Below are 15,700 nucleotides of genomic sequence, written 5' to 3' on the forward strand. Positions count from 1 at the left end.
GCGCTTGCTATTGATAATTGATCGCGATAGCGGCCGCGCAAGATGAGGTCAATTGTTGCGCGGGGGAAATGATGATGGTGTCGGAAACGCGGCGTTCGCGCTGGATGATCGGGGCGGCGCTCGCACTGGTGCCGCAGCCGGTGATCGCACAGGAAGCGGGACCGGAAGCGGCCACGACCGCCGCGCGACCGGTCGACGACGAGATCGTCATCACCGCCGCCCGCACCATCCTGCCGCCCAATGCGTTGCCGCTGACCATCGACCTGATCGACAAGCAGGCGCTCGACCAGCAGATCGCGCTGTCGGGCAGCATCACCGATGCCGTCGCCACGCTGACGCCCAGCTTTTCGCCGACACGCGGCAAATTATCGGGCGCGGGGGAGACGCTGCGCGGTCGCTCGCCGCTCTATGCGATCAATGGCATCCCGCAGACGACGCCGCTGCGCGATGGCAGCCGCGACGGCTTTACCATCGATGGCTTCTTCATCGATCGGGTCGAACTGATCTATGGTTCGAACGCGTTGCAGGGTGTCGGCGGCACCGGCGGCATCGTGAACCAGGTGACGGTCGGCGCACCGCGCGAAGAGGGCGTCAGCGGCCGGGCGCTGGTGCAGGCGACGACCGCCGACGACTTCGACAAGGACGGCTCTGGCGGCAAGGCGGCCGGGCTGGTCCAGTATAAGGCCGGGCGGTTCGACGCGACATTCGGGGCCAGTTACGAACGGCGTGGCGCATTCTACGACGCGCGCGACCGGCGGATCGGCGTCAACCTGACGCAGGGCGAAACGCAGGATTCGCGCGCGACCGATTTTTTCGCGCGGCTGGGGCTCGCGGTCGGCGCGACCGGGCGGCTCGACCTGATCGCCAATCGCTACGAACTGAACGGCGACGGCGATTATATCGCGATCGCCGGCAACCGTCGTACCGGCCTGCCGACCAGCGCGGTACGCGGGACGCCGCCCGGCAAGCCGGCCGCCAACCGGGCCGAAGCGCTGTCGCTGTCCTATACCGACAGCGACCTGTTCGGGGGCAATCTCGTCACCCAGTTCTTCTTCAACCGCACGCACGACACCTTTGGCGGGGAAGTGACCTTCACTCCGACCTTTCAGGACCCGGCACTGGCGCCGGTCGGGACGTTGTTCGACCAGTCGGAAAACCGTTCGCGCAAATTGGGGGCGAAGCTCAGCTACGAGCGCGCCGTGCCGGGCTTCGAGGCGCTGGTCGCGACGATCGGCTTCGACGCGCTGATCGACCGGACCGAGCAGCGGTTGATCGCGACGAATCGCATCTGGGTTCCGCCCGCCGACTTTCGCAGCCTCGCTCCGTTTGCCCAGGCCAATCTGAAGCTGTTCGACGGGGTCGTCCGGCTGGCCGGCGGGGCGCGCTGGGAAAATGTGCGGGTCGGCATCGACGATTTCCGCACGCTTGCGTCGAACACCTATGACGGGCGCAACGTCGCGACCTATGGCGGGGTCGCGGTGACCGGCGGCAGCCCGAAATTCAGCGACCTGCTGTTCAACGGCGGGGCGATCTTCGAACCCGTCACCGGCGTTCGCGCCTATGCCAGCTATGCACAGGGCTTCACCATGGCCGATATCGGCCGCATCACCCGCGCCATCGCCACGCCGAACGTCCGGCTGGACAATTTCCTCGATATCCAGCCGGTCGTGTCGAACAATCGCGAGGTCGGCGTCGAGGTGAAGCGCGGGCCGCTCGACGCCAGCACCACCTATTTCTGGTCGTCGAGCGATCGCGGCCAGTTGCTGATCGCGCAGGGCAACGGCATTTTCGAAGTCCAGCGCCAGCGCGTGGAGATCGAGGGGTTGGAGGTCAGCCTCGCCGTACAGACCCCGCTGCCGGGGCTGCGCGTCTCGACCGGCTATGCCCATATCCTCGGCCGCTATGACAGCGACCGCGCACCCGGCGACGGCGTGGTCGATACCGATCTCGACGGCACCAACATCTCGCCCAATCGCCTGAACCTTGCCGCCGATGTCACGCACGGTCCGCTCACTGCGCGCGTCCAGACGCAATTCTACCTGTCGCGGACGTTCCGGGGAAAGGCGAACCCGAACCCCGACAATAATTTCGGCGGATATGACGTGACCGACGCGCAACTCCGGTATCAGACCAGGTTCGGCGGCGTGACGCTGAGCGCGCAGAACATCTTCGATCGCTTTTATATCGATTATAACAGCGATACCCGGCTTCCGACCGACAACTTCGCCTTCTTCGCAGGGCGCGGTCGGACGTTCACGCTGGGCTGGGACGTGCGTTTCTGAACTGGACAGACGGGCGGGGCAGGGGCTACCCGCCGCCCATGCCTGTCACTGCAACGATCATGAATTCGACCACCGGCCAGCCGATCCAGAAGATGACCTTCGGCCGCATGCCCAAGCCATGGGCGTCGTTCAATCTCGAAACCGGCGAACTGGTCACCGCCGACCGCGTCGATGTCGGCAAGCCCGCGCCGGGCAAGGTCGTGGTGCCAGTATCGGTCTGGGTCACGCCCAAAAAATAACCCCTCCCGGCATCGCCGGAAGGGGTCGGTCGCTTATCCGCAGACTTCGCGGCCGTTGCGGATCACGTAGCGGCAGGGGCCGCGATACTGGACCCCCATCGCGGCGGCTTCGCGCGATCCGCCATGGATGATCCGCTCGCCGCGATAACCCGAACGATCGCGACGACCATCCCCGCGACGATCGTCCCATCGGCCGCGGTCGTTCCATGCGCGGCGATCGTCCCGACCGCGCCGGTCGTTCCAGCCACGACGATTGTCCCACTGACGGCGGTCGTCCCAGCGGCGGCGATCCTGATCGCGGGCGCGGGGACCATCGTCATAGCGTTGCGCATGGTGGCGCGGGTGCGCGTCGGCGATGGCCGGCACGGCGGTCAGCCCGGCCAATGTCAGGCCAACCCCGGCAAGGATCTGCATCAACTGCTTCATATCGGTTCCTCTCTGTCCCCGTTCTGCGCCGGCGCAGGTGAACCGGCGCTGGACAGTGTCAACAGGAAAGCGAAAGCCGATGCGGGCGGCAGGGTTCCCGAATAGTCAGTAGGTCGGTGTCCACATCCGAGCCGCGATCGCGTCGCGATCGGTTGCCGCACCCTCGGCCGCGACGCCATCGCGGACCGCCTGCTCGGCCACGACCACGGCGATGTCGAGCGCCACGTCGCGCAAACGCTCGATCGGCGGCAGCAACGTCTCCTCGCCGCCCATCGCGCCCAGTGCCCGTGCGGCGGCCATGAACATCGTGTCGGTGATCGTCGTCGCACCCGCCGCGATCGCACCCAGCCCGACGCCCGGAAAGATATAGACGTTGTTGACCTGGGTGACGCCGGCCACGCCGAACGGGCTGCCGGTGCCGATCAGCGCGCGACCGGCACTCCAGCGGTGGAGGTCTTCGGGATGCGCCTCCGCCCGCGACACCGGGTTGGACAGCGGAAAGATCACCGGCTGCTCGACCGCCTGCGCCATGGTGCGGATCACCGCCTCGTTGAATGCCCCATGCTGGCCCGATGCGCCGATCAGCACGGTCGGATGGACATTGGCGACGGTGTCGAACAGGTCGATCGCGCCGTGGGTCGTCCGGGTCCACGCCGCGACGTCGTCGGGATCGCGGGCCAGTTCGCGCTGCGCCGGCGACAGATCGTCCATGTCGGACAGGATCAATCCGTTACGATCGACTGCCCAAAGGCGCTGCCGCGCCTGCGCCTCGTCCAGCCCCTCCGCCTGCAGTGCCTGCAACAGCATGTCGGCGATGCCGCATCCCGCCGCCCCCGCGCCGAACAACAGGATGCGCTGTTCGATCAGCGGCGTGCCGGTCCGTTCGATCGCCGACAGCAGCGTGCCGACGGCGGTGGCGGCGGTCCCCTGAATATCGTCGTTGAAGCTCAACAGCCGGTCGCGATACCGCTCCAGCAGCTTATAGGCGTTGTGCCCGGCGAAATCCTCCCATTGCAGCAGCACGCCGGGGAAGCGATCGGCGACCGCGCCCACGAAATCCCCGACGAACGCGTCATATTCGGCCCCGCGAATGCGCGGATTGCGCCAGCCGACATACAGCGGATCGTCACGCCGTTCGGCATTGTCGGTGCCGACGTCGAGCAGGATCGGCAGCACTTCCGCCGGATGGATGCCGGCACAGGCGGTATAGAGCGCCAGCTTCCCGATCGGGATGCCCATGCCGCCCGCACCCTGATCGCCAAGCCCCAGGATGCGTTCGCCGTCGCTCACCACGATCACCTTCACCCGGTCGAGCGCGGGGTCGGCGAGGATGTCGGCGATGCGCTGCCGGTTCGGCCATGACAGGAACAGCCCGCGCGGCCGCCGCCAGATTTCGCTGAACCGCTCGCACCCCTCGCCGACGGTCGGGGTATAGACCAGCGGCAGCATCGCCGGCAGCGCGCGCTGGACCAGCGCGTGGAACAGGATCTCGTTCGAATCCTGCAATTCGCGCAGGAAGGAATAGCGATGAAAGTCGTCCGGCATCCCGGCCAGCGCCTTGCGCCGCCGCTCGATCTGGCTGTCGAGCGTGCCGACATGCGGCGGCAGCAGCCCGTGCAGGCCGAACTGCTCGCGTTCGGCCTCGGTAAAGGCCGTGCCCTTGTTGGTCAGCGGATCGGCAAGCAGCGCGCGCGCTGCGGCATGAACGGCGGGGGACATCGGCAGGCCCTTCGGATCGGAATACGAAAACGCCCCGGCGGAATCCGCCGGGGCGTGAGGTTGCTCTAGGGAACTAGAAGCGGAAGCTGACCCAGCCGGCCACGAAGTCCGAACTCTTGTAATTCGCATCGGTTAGCGCCGGACCGGCGATCAGATGCTCGTACCGCGCCGTCACGCTCACCCGCGGGCTGACCGCATAGATGGCCTGCATCCGGATCGTATCGGCGATCTTGCGCGAATTGCCCAGCTGCGTGCCGGCAAATGCCTGTCCGTTGGCGCGGTATACCGCGTCGTTCAGGCTGTCGCGCCACGACAGCTGATACTCGCCGGCCAGCCGCAGCTTGGCGGTCGGCTGCAACTGCACGCTCGGCGCGAACGCGAACAGGTTGGTCGGCGTCGAATAGAGCTGATAGCTGTAGTAGATGTTGTTGCCGAACGGCGCGAGCGAGGTCTTGAGCGTACCATTGCCATAGGACCCGCCGCCGCTGGCATAGTCGAAGTGGAAGCCGACGCGGGGCGACGTCTTCGATTTGCTGACCTTGTACATCTGCTGCATCAGGATCAACCACGCCGAGATCGAACGGTTGTTGAACTCACCGCCCTGATAATTGACCGTCCAGTCGAGATTGACCGGGCCGGTATCGCCATAGAGATGCAGGCCGTAGAATTTGCGGACTTCCTCGGCGGTCCGTCCACCCCAGACAGCGGTGCTGTTGCGCAGCCGCCAGACGAACGGATCGAAATACAGGTTCGATCCGCCGAGGAACGTCTTGGGCAGCACGAACCCGGCGGTCGCGCCCGAGAAACGGCGGTTGTCGTCGACGATGTCGTCGCGCGTGCCGCCGACGCCCAGCCGGGTCGTCTTGAAATCGAACACGTCGCCGCGGATCGTGTCGCCCTTCGCCCACGCGCGCACGCCGTTGTAAACAAAGAAGATCGTGTTGTTGTCGCGCGGCACGACCATCAGGTTCGGGCCGTCGGCGAAGGTCTGCCGGCCATAGCGCACGCCGACATCGACGTTCGCGACCGTCGCCTTCAGGTCGACGAAGCTCTGCTGCACCACCAGGTCGTTGTGCAGCTGCCCGGCCTTCGCGCCCAGATTACGGCCCGACATGCCGGCATGCGCCAGTTCGCCGTACACACGGACATGGTCGCCCAGATGCAGGTCGGCACCGCCGACGACGCGAAAGATATCCTGCCGCTGCGCTTCGCGGTCGCGCAGGTTGGGATTGGTGGTCAGGTTGACTCGGGCCCGGAACTCGCCCGACAACGTCAGATAGACGTCGTCACCGGCGATCGGGATGTATTTCAGCTTGTCGAGGATGTCCTCGCGCTTCTTGGGATCGCGATACTTGCTCCAGTCCTCGGCCCAGCGCGACTGGTTGTAGCCGCCGGCGGTCACGCCGTCACCGACGCCGGTATTGGGATATTCCTGCGTCGCCGGACGGGCGGTGCCCTTGTCCGCCACGGGGCCGGGGAAAACCGATGGCGAGTTCGCATTGCCCGTCGCGGCCTGCGCTTCGGTCGCGGGCGTGCCGACATCGGCTGCCGGTGCTTCGGCGGTGGCCGGAGCGCCGGCGACGACTTCGGCGGCATGGCCGATCGTCGGGATCGTCAGGGCGGCCGTGGTGCAGCAGAGCCGCAGGAACATGTTCATCGAAACTCTCTCCGGTGCCTCGCGGGGCAGTAACCGGGAACCGGTGCGGACTTCTTCACCCTGCACCGGTTCCCCCTGATCGTTTATTCGGCGGCGACAGTGCCTTCGGGCATCTGGTCGACGCGCACGCTGCGACCGGCCAGTGCCTCGTCGAACTGGTGCTTGTCGAGCTTGCCTTCCCACTTTGCGACGACGACGGTTGCTACCGCGTTACCGATGAAGTTGGTCAGGCTGCGGCATTCGCTCATGAAGCGGTCGACGCCGAGGATCAGCGCCATGCCCGCGACCGGCACGGTCGGTACGATCGACAGGGTGGCGGCCAGCGTGATGAAGCCCGCACCGGTGACGCCCGCCGCACCCTTCGACGACAGCATCGCGACGCTGAGGAGCAGCAGCTGCTGGCCGAGGGTCAGGTCGACGTTGCACGCCTGGGCGATGAACAGCGCCGCCAGCGTCATGTAGATGTTGGTGCCGTCGAGGTTGAACGAATAGCCGGTCGGGACGACGAGGCCGACGATCGACTTCGGGATGCCGGCGCGTTCCATCTTCTCGATGAGCGAGGGCAGGGCGCTTTCCGACGACGAGGTGCCGAGCACCAGCAGCAATTCGGCCTTCAGGTACGAGATCAGCTTGAAGATCGAGAAGCCGCAGAACTGCGCGACCGCCCCCAGCACGACCACGACGAACAGGAACGCGGTCAGGTAGAAGGTGCCGACGAGCGCGGCGAGGCTGAACAGCGTGCCGATGCCGTATTTGCCGATGGTGAACGCCATCGCGCCGAATGCGCCGATCGGTGCCGCCTTCATGACGATCGCGACGACCTTGAAGAAGGCGATCGAGATTTCGTTCAGACCGTCGAGGACGCGTTCGCCCTTGTCGCCGATCATGGCGAGGCCGATGCCGAACAGGATCGCGACGAACAGCGTCTGCAGGATGTTCCCTTCGGTCAGTGCCGAAATGAACGTGTCCGGGATGATCCCCAACAGGAACCCGGTGATCGTCGAATCATGCGCCTTTTCGGCATATTCGGTGATCTTCGTCGTATCGAGCGTCGACGGATCGATGTTCAGCCCGGCCCCCGGCTGGACGAGGTTGCCGACGATCAGCCCGATGATGAGCGCGAGGGTCGAGAAGAACAGGAAATAGGCAAAGGCCTTGCCCGCGACACGGCCGACGCTGGCAAGGTCGCGCATCCCGGCGATGCCGGTGACGATCGTCAGGAAGATGACCGGCGCGATGATCATCTTGACCAGCTTGATGAAGCCGTCGCCGATCGGCTTCAGTGCTTCGCCGGTGGCCGGATAGAAATGGCCGAGCAGCACGCCACAAACGATGGCGAGCAGCACCTGCGCGTACAGATGCTTGTACCACGGCTTCGCTGCCGGCGGGATTGGCGGGTGGGTGGAATGACCAATGATTATCATGCGACGACCTTTCATCCTCTGATGCGCCCGCCCCTGCTCTTCCTGGCTATCGGCGCGACACGAACGGTTTAACGGACTGCAAGCCGGGTTGTCCTGTACGCAATCGTGTCAAATAAAGGTATATATTACAGACATATAGACGTTTAGAGCGTTCCCGATTGCGTCAAATTTCGCCACGGAACTTCTCCGAAAGTGCAAATTGTTGCACAAATGGTTGCGTATTTGTACAGCGTCGGTCGATGCGAGGGGGACTGAGATCGACTTGGCTGCGCTGGGTGTTCGCGGCGGTGCTGCTGAGCATCCTCGTCGCTGTGGCCGTCGGCCGTGTGGCCGAACGCCGGGCACGCGCCGATCTGGTCGCGTCGATGGAGGCCGATGCCCGGTTGCGGCAGGTCCTGCTGGCCAGCGAGATCGCCCGGTTTCGCCTGTTGCCGCTCGCGCTGGCGGACGATCGCGATGTGGTCGCGGCGGTGCGCGGGGCGGACGGTGCGGCGCGGTCGCTCGATCGCAAGCTCGCCGCCTTGGCAAGATCGACCGGGGCGTCGGTCATCTATGTCATCGGCCGGGGAAAATTCGCCATCGCCGCCAGCAACTGGGCCGATCCGCAAAGTTTCGTCGGCAACGACTATACGTTCCGCCGCTATTACAGCGACGCGATGCGGTACGGGTCGGGCACGCAGTTCGCGCTCGGGACGGTCAGCCATCGGCCCGGCCTGTACCTCAGCCGCCGCACTGCCGAGGGCGGCGTCGTCATTGTAAAACTCGAATTCGACCGGATCGAACAGGAATGGCGCGCCGCCGGCGGCATCACCTTCGTGACCGATCGCGCCGGGGTCGTGCTGATCTCCAGCCGGCCGAGCTGGCGTTTCGCCGCGACCCGGCCGATCGCGCCCGCCGTCGCGGCGGCGTTGCGCGCCGATAGCGGGGCCGGGGCGCTGCGCACCGCCCCGTTCGCCATGATCGGCGACGCGATCCGGTTGAACGGCGACCGGCGGCGGTTGCAGCATGTCGCGACCGACGCCGATACCGCCGGCTGGCGCGTCCATCTGGCCATGCCGCTGCAACCCGCCGTCGGCGGCGTGGTGCGCGGCAGCGCGATCGCGGCGGCCATCGCCACCCTCGCGCTGATCGCGATCGCATGGGGCCTGCGCGAACGATCGCGTCGCCGGGCGTTGCGCACCAGCGAACTCGAGGCCGCCGTCGCCGATCGCACGCGCCTGCTGCGCGACGAGATGGAGGAACGCGCCGCCGCCGAAGCGCGTGCCGCCGATCTGCGCGACGGGCTGCGACAGGCCAATCGCCTCGCCGCGCTGGGACAGATCACCGCCAGCGTCGCCCACGAAACCGCCCAGCCGATCGCGGCGATCCGCAACTACGTCGCGGCGGCGCGCCAGTTGCTGGCGCGCGGCGATTCGCGTCAGGTCGACGACAATCTGGGTGCCATCGCCCGGCTGACCGACCGGATCGGTCTGGTCACCGCCGAACTTCGCGGGTTCGCGCGCAAGGGCAGCGGCACGATCGGCCCGGTCCCGCTCGCCGATGTCGTCGACGGTGCCCGGCTGATCCTGAAGGAACGCCTGTCGGAAGTCGCGTTCACCATACCCGATATCCCCCCCGACCTGATGGTCGTCGCCGGTCGCGTGCGGCTGGAACAGGTGCTGGTCAATCTGTTGCAGAATGCGCTGGAGGCGCTCGACGGGCGCCCCGATCCCGCCATCACGATCGAAGTGCAGGTCGAACCGACGGTCGTTGCGCTCGTCGTGGCGGATAACGGACCGGGCATCGACCCGGCGGTCGCCGAACGCATGTTCACGCCGTTCGTTACCAGCCGCCCGACCGGCCTCGGCCTGGGGCTGGTGATCGCACAGGATATCATGACCGACCTCGGCGGCACGCTGCGGCTGATCCCGACCGGGTGCGGCGCACGGTTCGAAGCGACCTTGCGGCGGGTGCCATGACCGATACCGGAACGACGCAGGGGCGGGTGGCCCTTGTCGAGGACGACGCCGATCTGCGCGCCTCGACCATGCAGTTGCTGATGCTCGCGGGGTTCGACGTCGTCCCGTTCGTCGCCGCGCCGCCTGCCCTGCTGGCGATCGACGCCGATTTCGACGGCATCGTCGTCACCGACGTGCGGATGCCGCAAATGTCGGGGATCGAGCTGTTCCGCATCCTGCGCGAACGCGATCCGACGCTGCCGATCGTGCTGGTCACCGGTCATGCCGATGTCGAAATGGCGGTGGATGCGCTCAAGGCGGGGGCGTGGGATTTTCTGCCCAAGCCGTTCGATCCCGACGCGCTGATCGCCGCCGTCACCCGCGCGATCGCCGCCCGATCGCTGGCGCTCGACAATCGCCGGTTGCGGGCGCAGGCGGCGGGCGGGGAGCAGGTTGCGCTGATCGGCCGCTCCCCCGCGATCGTTCGCCTGCGCGAGATGATCCCGGTTCTGGCCGATACCGATATCGACCTGCTGATCGAGGGGGAGACCGGCACCGGCAAGGAATTGCTGGCGCGATCGATCCACCGCGCCGGCCGTCGTGCCCGCCATCGGTTCGTCGCCATCGCCTGCGCCGCACTGCCCGGGCAGGTGATCGAGGACGAATTGTTCGCGACGGTGGGCGATCGCGGCATCGTCGGTGCACAGCGCGGCACGCTGTTCCTCGACGATATCGATCAGGCACCCCGCGCCTTGCAGGGGCGGCTGACGCAGGTGATCGAGGATCGGGCGATCCGGGGTCCGCGTGACGCCGTGCCGGTCGATATCCGCGTCATCGCGACGGCGGCGGAGGAGGGGCAGCGTGCGGCCGACGCGATCGCGCCGGCGCTGCTGTACCGGTTGGCGGCAGTACGACTGCGCATCCCGCCGCTGCGCGAACGGCGTGAGGACGTGCCGCAATTGTTCGCGCATCTGGTCGACCTGTCTGCGACGCGTCTGCGGCGTGATGTTCCCGCACTCACCCATGCCGCGCGCGACCTTCTCGCCCGGCACGACTGGCCGGGCAATGTCCGCGAACTCGCCCATTTCGCCGACCGGTTCGTGCTGGGGCTGGACGGCAGCAGCGGCGACGTGACCCCGAACGATGCCAGCCGTCCGCTGCCCGAACGCCTCGCCGCGTTCGAGCGCGAGGCGATCCTCGCGGCGATCGCGGCGACCGGCGGTGAGATCGGTGCGGCGATCGATCGCCTCGGCATCCCGCGCAAGACCTTCTATTACAAGGTGCAGCGGCTCGGCATCGACCTGAAGACGGTGCGCGGTCAGCCCTGATCGTCAGCGCAGGGTTTCGGGTGCCAGTCCGTCGTCGGCGACATAGGCCAGCCCGGCCCGCGCCTCGAGTGCCGCCCGGTCGCGCATCGCGATCCGTCCGCGCGAACACCGCACCATATGCTCCCCCTCAAGGATATGCAGGCAGTCGGTGACCGTGGCGCGGCGCAGGTTCAGCGTCGCCGCGATCGATGCATGGGTGACCGACATGGTATCGCCCGCGATCCGGTCGTCGATCATCAGCAGCAGCCGGGCGATGCGCCGTTCGGGAACGTCGCGCAGCGCCGACGCCAGCGTCCGCGCCATCTGCATCGTGAAACGCTGTGCGAAGGTCAGGATGCGCTTAAGCAATTCGGGATCGTCATCGGCGGCATCGACCACGGCCGCCGCCGGAATCTCGATCGCGCTGCCCGACTGGATATGGACCCGCGCGGTGAACGGGGTCGGCTGATCGCTGAACAGGCGCGACCATCCGACCACACCGTCGCGTCCGATCATGCCGACATCCTGCGACGACCCGCCGGTCGACACCGACAACATCGCCGGCGCACCTTCGGGAAATACAAGACGATCGATCGGCTCGCCGGCACGTGTCAAAACGTCGCCCGTATTCAAATCGATACGGGTTGCTGCCATCGCCAGTCGTCGCCGCGTTTCCGGCCGCAACGAACCGACCAGCCGGTTGTCCGTCGTCGGCAGGAAACTGCCATTGTCGGGCGAAATGTCTGTTTGAACTGCGAACGCCATCTCACGACCTTTTGCCTGTAAGATTTTTCGCAATCCAGTCGTCGGTGCCCCCGCGTACGAAACCGTACATCCACGTCGTCGCTGCATCTTTAATCGACCGTGCCTCGTTTCAGGCGAAGAACGATACAGGGAGACGGTACCATGTCCGACCAAACGCTGTTGACGGAGGCGTTCGAAGCACGCGCCAAACGCCGGGAGGACCGGCGCGATTTCTTCCGAATGATCGGCGGTGCTGCGGCAGTCGGTGGTGCCGTGATCTTCGCATCGGAATCCAACGAAGCGATCGCTCAGACCGCGCCTAGTGATGCCGATGTGCTGAACTTCGCGCTCAACCTCGAATATCTCGAAGCGCAGTTCTATTATTTTGCGGCATTCGGTACCGGACTGCCCAGCTCGCTGCTGACCGGCACCGGTACGCAGGGTGCGGTAACCGGCGGGAAGCAGGTGACGTTCACCGATCCGGTCGTCGCCCAGTACGCCCGCGAAATCGCGGCCGATGAACGCGCCCATGTCGAATTCCTGCGCGCCGGCCTCGGCACGTCGGCGGTCGCCCAGCCGGCGATCGATATCGGTTCGTCGGTCAATGGTGCGTTTTCCAGTGCGGCCCGCGCGGCCGGTCTGATTGGCGCGACCGACAGCTTCGACCCCTATGCCAGCGACGAGAATTTCCTGCTCGGCGCGTATATCTTCGAAGACGTCGGGGTCACCGCCTACAAGGGCGCGGCACCGCTGCTGTCGAGCAAGACCTTCCTCGAAGCAGCCGCCGGCATCCTCGCGGTCGAGGCGTATCACGCGGCGATCGTCCGCACGACGCTCTATGCAAAGGGCATTCAGACCCCGGCGCTGATCGCGGCGACCGACGCGATCTCCAACGCACGCGACAGCCTCGACGGCACGCTCGATCTCGATCAGGGCCTGACCCCGCTGTCGACCAACCCCAGCGCCAGCAACATCGTCCCCCTCGACAGCAACGGCATCGCGTTCAGCCGTTCGGCGGGCCAGGTGCTGAATATCGTCTATCTGAACCGGGCCCAGGTGAGTGGTGGCGGCTTCTTCCCCAACGGGGTGAACGGCACCATCCGCGCCAGCGCTGCGAACTGAGCCAGGGAGAGAGAATCATGACGAACGATCCAATCCTGCAGGTGCTCGAAGCCTGCGAACAACGTCGCAACGCCCGGCGCGATTTCATGCGCTATGCCGGCACCGCGGCGGTCGCGACCGCCGGGGCCTCGCTGCTCGCGGCCTGCAGCGACAGCGGCGGCGGCCCGATCAACGGCGCTACCCCCACGCCGACGCCGACCGCCACCACCGGCGTGACCGATGCCGATGTGTTCAACTTCGCGCTGAACCTCGAATATCTGGAAGCGCAATTCTACGCCTTCGCCGCTACCGGCAGCGGGCTGCCGAACAGCAGCCTGACCGGAACGGGTACGCAGGGTGCGGTTACCGGCGGGCGTCAGGTGACGTTCTCCGATCCGCTGGTCGCCCGCTATGCGCGTGAAATCGCGGCGGACGAACTGGCGCACGTCAACTTCCTGCGCACGACGCTGGGATCGGCGGCGGTGGCTCAGCCGGCGATCGATATCGGCGTGACCGCGACCAGTGCCTTTTCGAACGCGGCCCGTGCCGCCGGACTGATCGGCACCGGCGCGGCGTTCGACGTCTATGCCAATGACGAAAACTTCCTGCTCGGCGCGTATATCTTCGAGGATGTCGGCGTCACCGCGTACAAGGGGGCGGTCGGGTTCATCAGCAACAAGACCTTCCTCGAAGCGGCTGCGGGTATCCACGCGGCAGAGGCCTATCATGCCGGTCTGGTTCGCACCGTGCTGTATCGCAAGGGCGTGGCGACACCCGCGCTCCTCGATGCCGCCGACGCGATCTCGAACGCACGCGACAGTCTCGATGGCAGCACCGATCTCGATCAGGGGATTCGGGCCACCGGTAGCGGTTCGACCCTCGCGTCGAACATCGTACCGACCGACAATAGCGGCATCGCGTTCAGCCGGACGCCGGGACAGGTGTTGAACATCGTGTACCTGAACCGTACCGCTCAGACCGCCGGCGGGTTCTTCCCCAACGGGGTGAACGGCACGATCCGTCAGAGCGCCGCCAGCGGCACCTGATCGAGAAAAATAAGCGGGCCGTTTCGAAAGGAACGGCCCGTTTTTTATTGTTCCGACCCGGTTACCCGATCTACGTGATCGCCAAAATCAAGGCGCGACGCGAACCAGCCGGTCATAGGCGGCCTCGGCAGAGCCATAGGTATCCGCCGCCAGCGCCAGCAGTTTTTCCCGCTCCCGCACGATCACGCGCCCGCGCACCGACCGGATGGCATGTGCTTCTTCCAGCCGGTGCAGCGCATCGGTGATGCTGCTGCGACGCACGCCCAGCATGATGCGGAACTCCTCATGCGTCATCGCGATCTCGTCGCCGCGCACCCGGTCGTGATAGAGCAGGATCCATCGCGCCAGCCGCCGTTCGACCGGATGGCCCAGTGCCGACACGACCGTCCGTCCCATCTGGATCATGAAGACCTCGATGAAGCGCAATAGTGCCCGGCGCAACGTCTCGCTCCGGTCCGCCGCCTCGACCACCCGCTCGACCGGTATCCGCAGGGCGGTGCCTGGCTCGGCGCGCAGGATGGTCGCATAGGGCGAACGATCGTCGCCCAATAGCACCGGCCAACCCAGATAGCCTTCGTTTCCGATCAGCCCGACCGCGTGCAACCGCTCGCCTTCGATCGCATCGAGCAACGCGGCGATCCCGGCGTCGAGGAAATAGAGATGCTCGATCCGCCCGCCTGCCGGAATGATGACGTCGCCGACCGCGATCGACACCCGTTCGAGATGCGGTGACAGCAATGCGAAGTCGGCATCGTTCAGCTGGGCCAGAAACAGATTGGCGGACATCCGCCGGCCGGCGGGGCTGGTCGTGGTTGCCCGGTTCGCTAACCCGGCATGGTCGTGCTGCAAGCTCATCTTCGCTCCGTACAAAATCGTGCCAAGGGAATCTAAGTCCGCTTCGTACCAACGGCGGAACGGCGTGCGGGTTGCCAACGATCGTCGTCGTCCGATCGACCCATATGCGAACGTCGATCCGCATTGCCGTTTGCGCGCGGGTTGCATAGACAGTGCGCGACCGTGCCCAGCATTCATGCCCTTGCCAATCCTCGTCGATTTCTGTCGATCGCGCGACCGCTGACCCCGGTGCTGCTGTGGGGCGGGCTGATCCTGTTCCTGTTCGGTTGCTGGGCGGGGCTGACGCAGACGCCGGCCGATTATCTGCAGGGGGAAAGCGTCCGCATCCTCTATGTCCATGTGCCGGCGGCGTGGCTCGGCATGGGCGGCTGGTCGGGACTGGCGATTGCCAGCATCGTCTATCTGGTGTGGCGGCATCCGCTGGCGGCGGTCGCCGCACGGGCGATCGCGTTGCCGGGCGCGGTGTTCGCCGGCATCTGTCTGGCGACCGGATCGATCTGGGGGCGACCGACCTGGGGAACGTGGTGGCAATGGGACGGTCGGCTGACCTCGATGCTGCTGCTGTTCTTCGTCTATCTCGCCTATCTGGCGCTGGCGCGGGCCGATGCCGATCGCGATGGCGACGGCCGCATCCCGGCGCTGTTCGGGATCGCCGGCACCGCGCTGCTGCCCGTCATCCGCTATTCGGTGCTGTGGTGGTACACGCTGCATCAGGGGCCGAGCATCACGCTGACCAAATCGACGATCGATCCATCGATCCTGTGGCCGCTGGGGTTCACCGCCGGCGGTGCCAGCCTGTTGTTCGGCGGCATCGTGCTGATGCGGATGCGCGCCGATCTCGCCCGGATCAAGGTGGAGGCGCGGATGCGCCGCCGGGCCGCGATATGAACCCCTGGCCCTTCATTCTCGCCGCCTATGGCCTGACGATCGGCGCGATCGTCGCGCTAATCGTGTTCGCATGGG

General features: G+C 66.2%; 13 protein-coding genes. 7 read left to right on the forward strand and 6 right to left on the reverse strand.

All coding sequences use genetic code 11. The features are described 5' to 3' along the window. Positions 1 to 71 precede the first annotated feature (71 nt). Entirely contained in the window at positions 72 to 2,282 is a 2,211-nt protein-coding gene (locus ASE70_RS13145) for a TonB-dependent receptor (protein ID WP_443024885.1), read from the forward strand. A 38-nt stretch (positions 2,283 to 2,320) separates the two neighbouring features. Then, a complete protein-coding gene (locus ASE70_RS13150) occupies positions 2,321 to 2,521 on the forward strand; it encodes a hypothetical protein (protein ID WP_082438822.1) in 201 nt (66 codons plus the stop codon). A gap of 33 nt (positions 2,522 to 2,554) precedes the next feature. Here ASE70_RS13150 and ASE70_RS13155 read toward each other — a convergent pair whose 3' ends face one another. The 4 genes from ASE70_RS13155 to ASE70_RS13170 all read right to left on the reverse strand — a co-directional run bounded on the left by ASE70_RS13155 (position 2,555) and on the right by ASE70_RS13170 (position 7,747). After that, positions 2,555 to 2,947, reverse strand: a complete 393-nt coding sequence (locus tag ASE70_RS13155; protein ID WP_056505589.1) for a hypothetical protein — start codon at positions 2,945 to 2,947, stop codon at positions 2,555 to 2,557. Between the two features lie 105 nt (positions 2,948 to 3,052). Then, positions 3,053 to 4,666, reverse strand: coding sequence for an NAD-dependent malic enzyme (locus tag ASE70_RS13160; protein ID WP_056505592.1), 1,614 nt, complete (start codon positions 4,664 to 4,666; stop codon positions 3,053 to 3,055). A gap of 73 nt (positions 4,667 to 4,739) precedes the next feature. Continuing rightward, the gene (locus ASE70_RS13165) at positions 4,740 to 6,323 is read right to left on the reverse strand and encodes an alginate export family protein (RefSeq protein ID WP_235519906.1); all 1,584 of its coding nucleotides are present in this window, start codon (positions 6,321 to 6,323) and stop codon (positions 4,740 to 4,742) included. An 83-nt stretch (positions 6,324 to 6,406) separates the two neighbouring features. After that, the gene (locus ASE70_RS13170; protein WP_056505849.1) at positions 6,407 to 7,747 is read right to left on the reverse strand and encodes a dicarboxylate/amino acid:cation symporter; all 1,341 of its coding nucleotides are present in this window, start codon (positions 7,745 to 7,747) and stop codon (positions 6,407 to 6,409) included. A 239-nt stretch (positions 7,748 to 7,986) separates the two neighbouring features. On the opposite strand from ASE70_RS13170, the gene ASE70_RS13175 reads away from it, so the two are divergent. Together ASE70_RS13175 and ASE70_RS13180 are read left to right on the forward strand one after the other, a co-directional pair. Then, positions 7,987 to 9,705 carry a sensor histidine kinase gene (locus ASE70_RS13175; protein ID WP_056505594.1) on the forward strand — a complete coding sequence of 573 codons (1,719 nt, stop codon included), beginning with the start codon at positions 7,987 to 7,989 and terminating at the stop codon, positions 9,703 to 9,705. Further along, a complete protein-coding gene (locus ASE70_RS13180; RefSeq protein WP_056505597.1) occupies positions 9,702 to 11,012 on the forward strand; it encodes a sigma-54-dependent transcriptional regulator in 1,311 nt (436 codons plus the stop codon). The genes ASE70_RS13175 and ASE70_RS13180 overlap by 4 nt, the downstream gene beginning before the upstream one ends. Positions 11,013 to 11,015: 3 nt before the next feature. Here ASE70_RS13180 and ASE70_RS13185 read toward each other — a convergent pair whose 3' ends face one another. Then, positions 11,016 to 11,756: a Crp/Fnr family transcriptional regulator gene (locus ASE70_RS13185; protein WP_056396769.1), complete on the reverse strand. Its 741-nt coding sequence runs from the start codon at positions 11,754 to 11,756 to the stop codon at positions 11,016 to 11,018. A gap of 141 nt (positions 11,757 to 11,897) precedes the next feature. Here ASE70_RS13185 and ASE70_RS13190 point away from each other — a divergent pair, with 141 nt between their 5' ends. Beyond that, a complete protein-coding gene (locus ASE70_RS13190) occupies positions 11,898 to 12,857 on the forward strand; it encodes a ferritin-like domain-containing protein (protein ID WP_056396766.1) in 960 nt (319 codons plus the stop codon). A 17-nt stretch (positions 12,858 to 12,874) separates the two neighbouring features. Further along, positions 12,875 to 13,882: a ferritin-like domain-containing protein gene (locus ASE70_RS13195; RefSeq protein ID WP_056396763.1), complete on the forward strand. Its 1,008-nt coding sequence runs from the start codon at positions 12,875 to 12,877 to the stop codon at positions 13,880 to 13,882. An 87-nt stretch (positions 13,883 to 13,969) separates the two neighbouring features. On the opposite strand, the gene ASE70_RS13200 is transcribed toward ASE70_RS13195, so the two are convergent. Continuing rightward, positions 13,970 to 14,737: a Crp/Fnr family transcriptional regulator gene (locus ASE70_RS13200; RefSeq protein WP_056396760.1), complete on the reverse strand. Its 768-nt coding sequence runs from the start codon at positions 14,735 to 14,737 to the stop codon at positions 13,970 to 13,972. 162 nt (positions 14,738 to 14,899) lie between these two features. Between ASE70_RS13200 and ccmC the strand changes: the two genes are divergently transcribed. Next, a complete protein-coding gene (gene ccmC / locus ASE70_RS13205) occupies positions 14,900 to 15,625 on the forward strand; it encodes a heme ABC transporter permease CcmC (protein WP_082438818.1) in 726 nt (241 codons plus the stop codon). Positions 15,626 to 15,700 lie beyond the last annotated feature (75 nt).

The sequence above is a fragment of the Sphingomonas sp. Leaf22 genome (genome assembly GCF_001421715.1).
In the GTDB taxonomy this organism is placed as follows: domain Bacteria; phylum Pseudomonadota; class Alphaproteobacteria; order Sphingomonadales; family Sphingomonadaceae; genus Sphingomonas.

Excerpts from the sequence above, each read along its gene's own strand:
- ASE70_RS13160 (WP_056505592.1), bottom strand. The coding sequence starts at position 4,666 with ATGTCCCCCGCCGTTCATGCCGCAGCGCGCGCGCTGCTTGCCGATCCG.
- ASE70_RS13200 (WP_056396760.1), bottom strand. The coding sequence starts at position 14,737 with ATGAGCTTGCAGCACGACCATGCCGGGTTAGCGAACCGGGCAACCACG.
- ASE70_RS13180 (WP_056505597.1), top strand. The coding sequence starts at position 9,702 with ATGACCGATACCGGAACGACGCAGGGGCGGGTGGCCCTTGTCGAGGAC.
- ASE70_RS13150 (WP_082438822.1), top strand. The coding sequence starts at position 2,321 with ATGCCTGTCACTGCAACGATCATGAATTCGACCACCGGCCAGCCGATC.
- ASE70_RS13190 (WP_056396766.1), top strand. The coding sequence starts at position 11,898 with ATGTCCGACCAAACGCTGTTGACGGAGGCGTTCGAAGCACGCGCCAAA.
- ASE70_RS13165 (WP_235519906.1), bottom strand. The coding sequence starts at position 6,323 with ATGAACATGTTCCTGCGGCTCTGCTGCACCACGGCCGCCCTGACGATC.
- ASE70_RS13155 (WP_056505589.1), bottom strand. The coding sequence starts at position 2,947 with ATGAAGCAGTTGATGCAGATCCTTGCCGGGGTTGGCCTGACATTGGCC.
- ASE70_RS13170 (WP_056505849.1), bottom strand. The coding sequence starts at position 7,747 with ATGATAATCATTGGTCATTCCACCCACCCGCCAATCCCGCCGGCAGCG.
- ASE70_RS13195 (WP_056396763.1), top strand. The coding sequence starts at position 12,875 with ATGACGAACGATCCAATCCTGCAGGTGCTCGAAGCCTGCGAACAACGT.
- ASE70_RS13145 (WP_443024885.1), top strand. The coding sequence starts at position 72 with ATGATGGTGTCGGAAACGCGGCGTTCGCGCTGGATGATCGGGGCGGCG.
- ASE70_RS13175 (WP_056505594.1), top strand. The coding sequence starts at position 7,987 with ATGCGAGGGGGACTGAGATCGACTTGGCTGCGCTGGGTGTTCGCGGCG.
- ASE70_RS13185 (WP_056396769.1), bottom strand. The coding sequence starts at position 11,756 with ATGGCGTTCGCAGTTCAAACAGACATTTCGCCCGACAATGGCAGTTTC.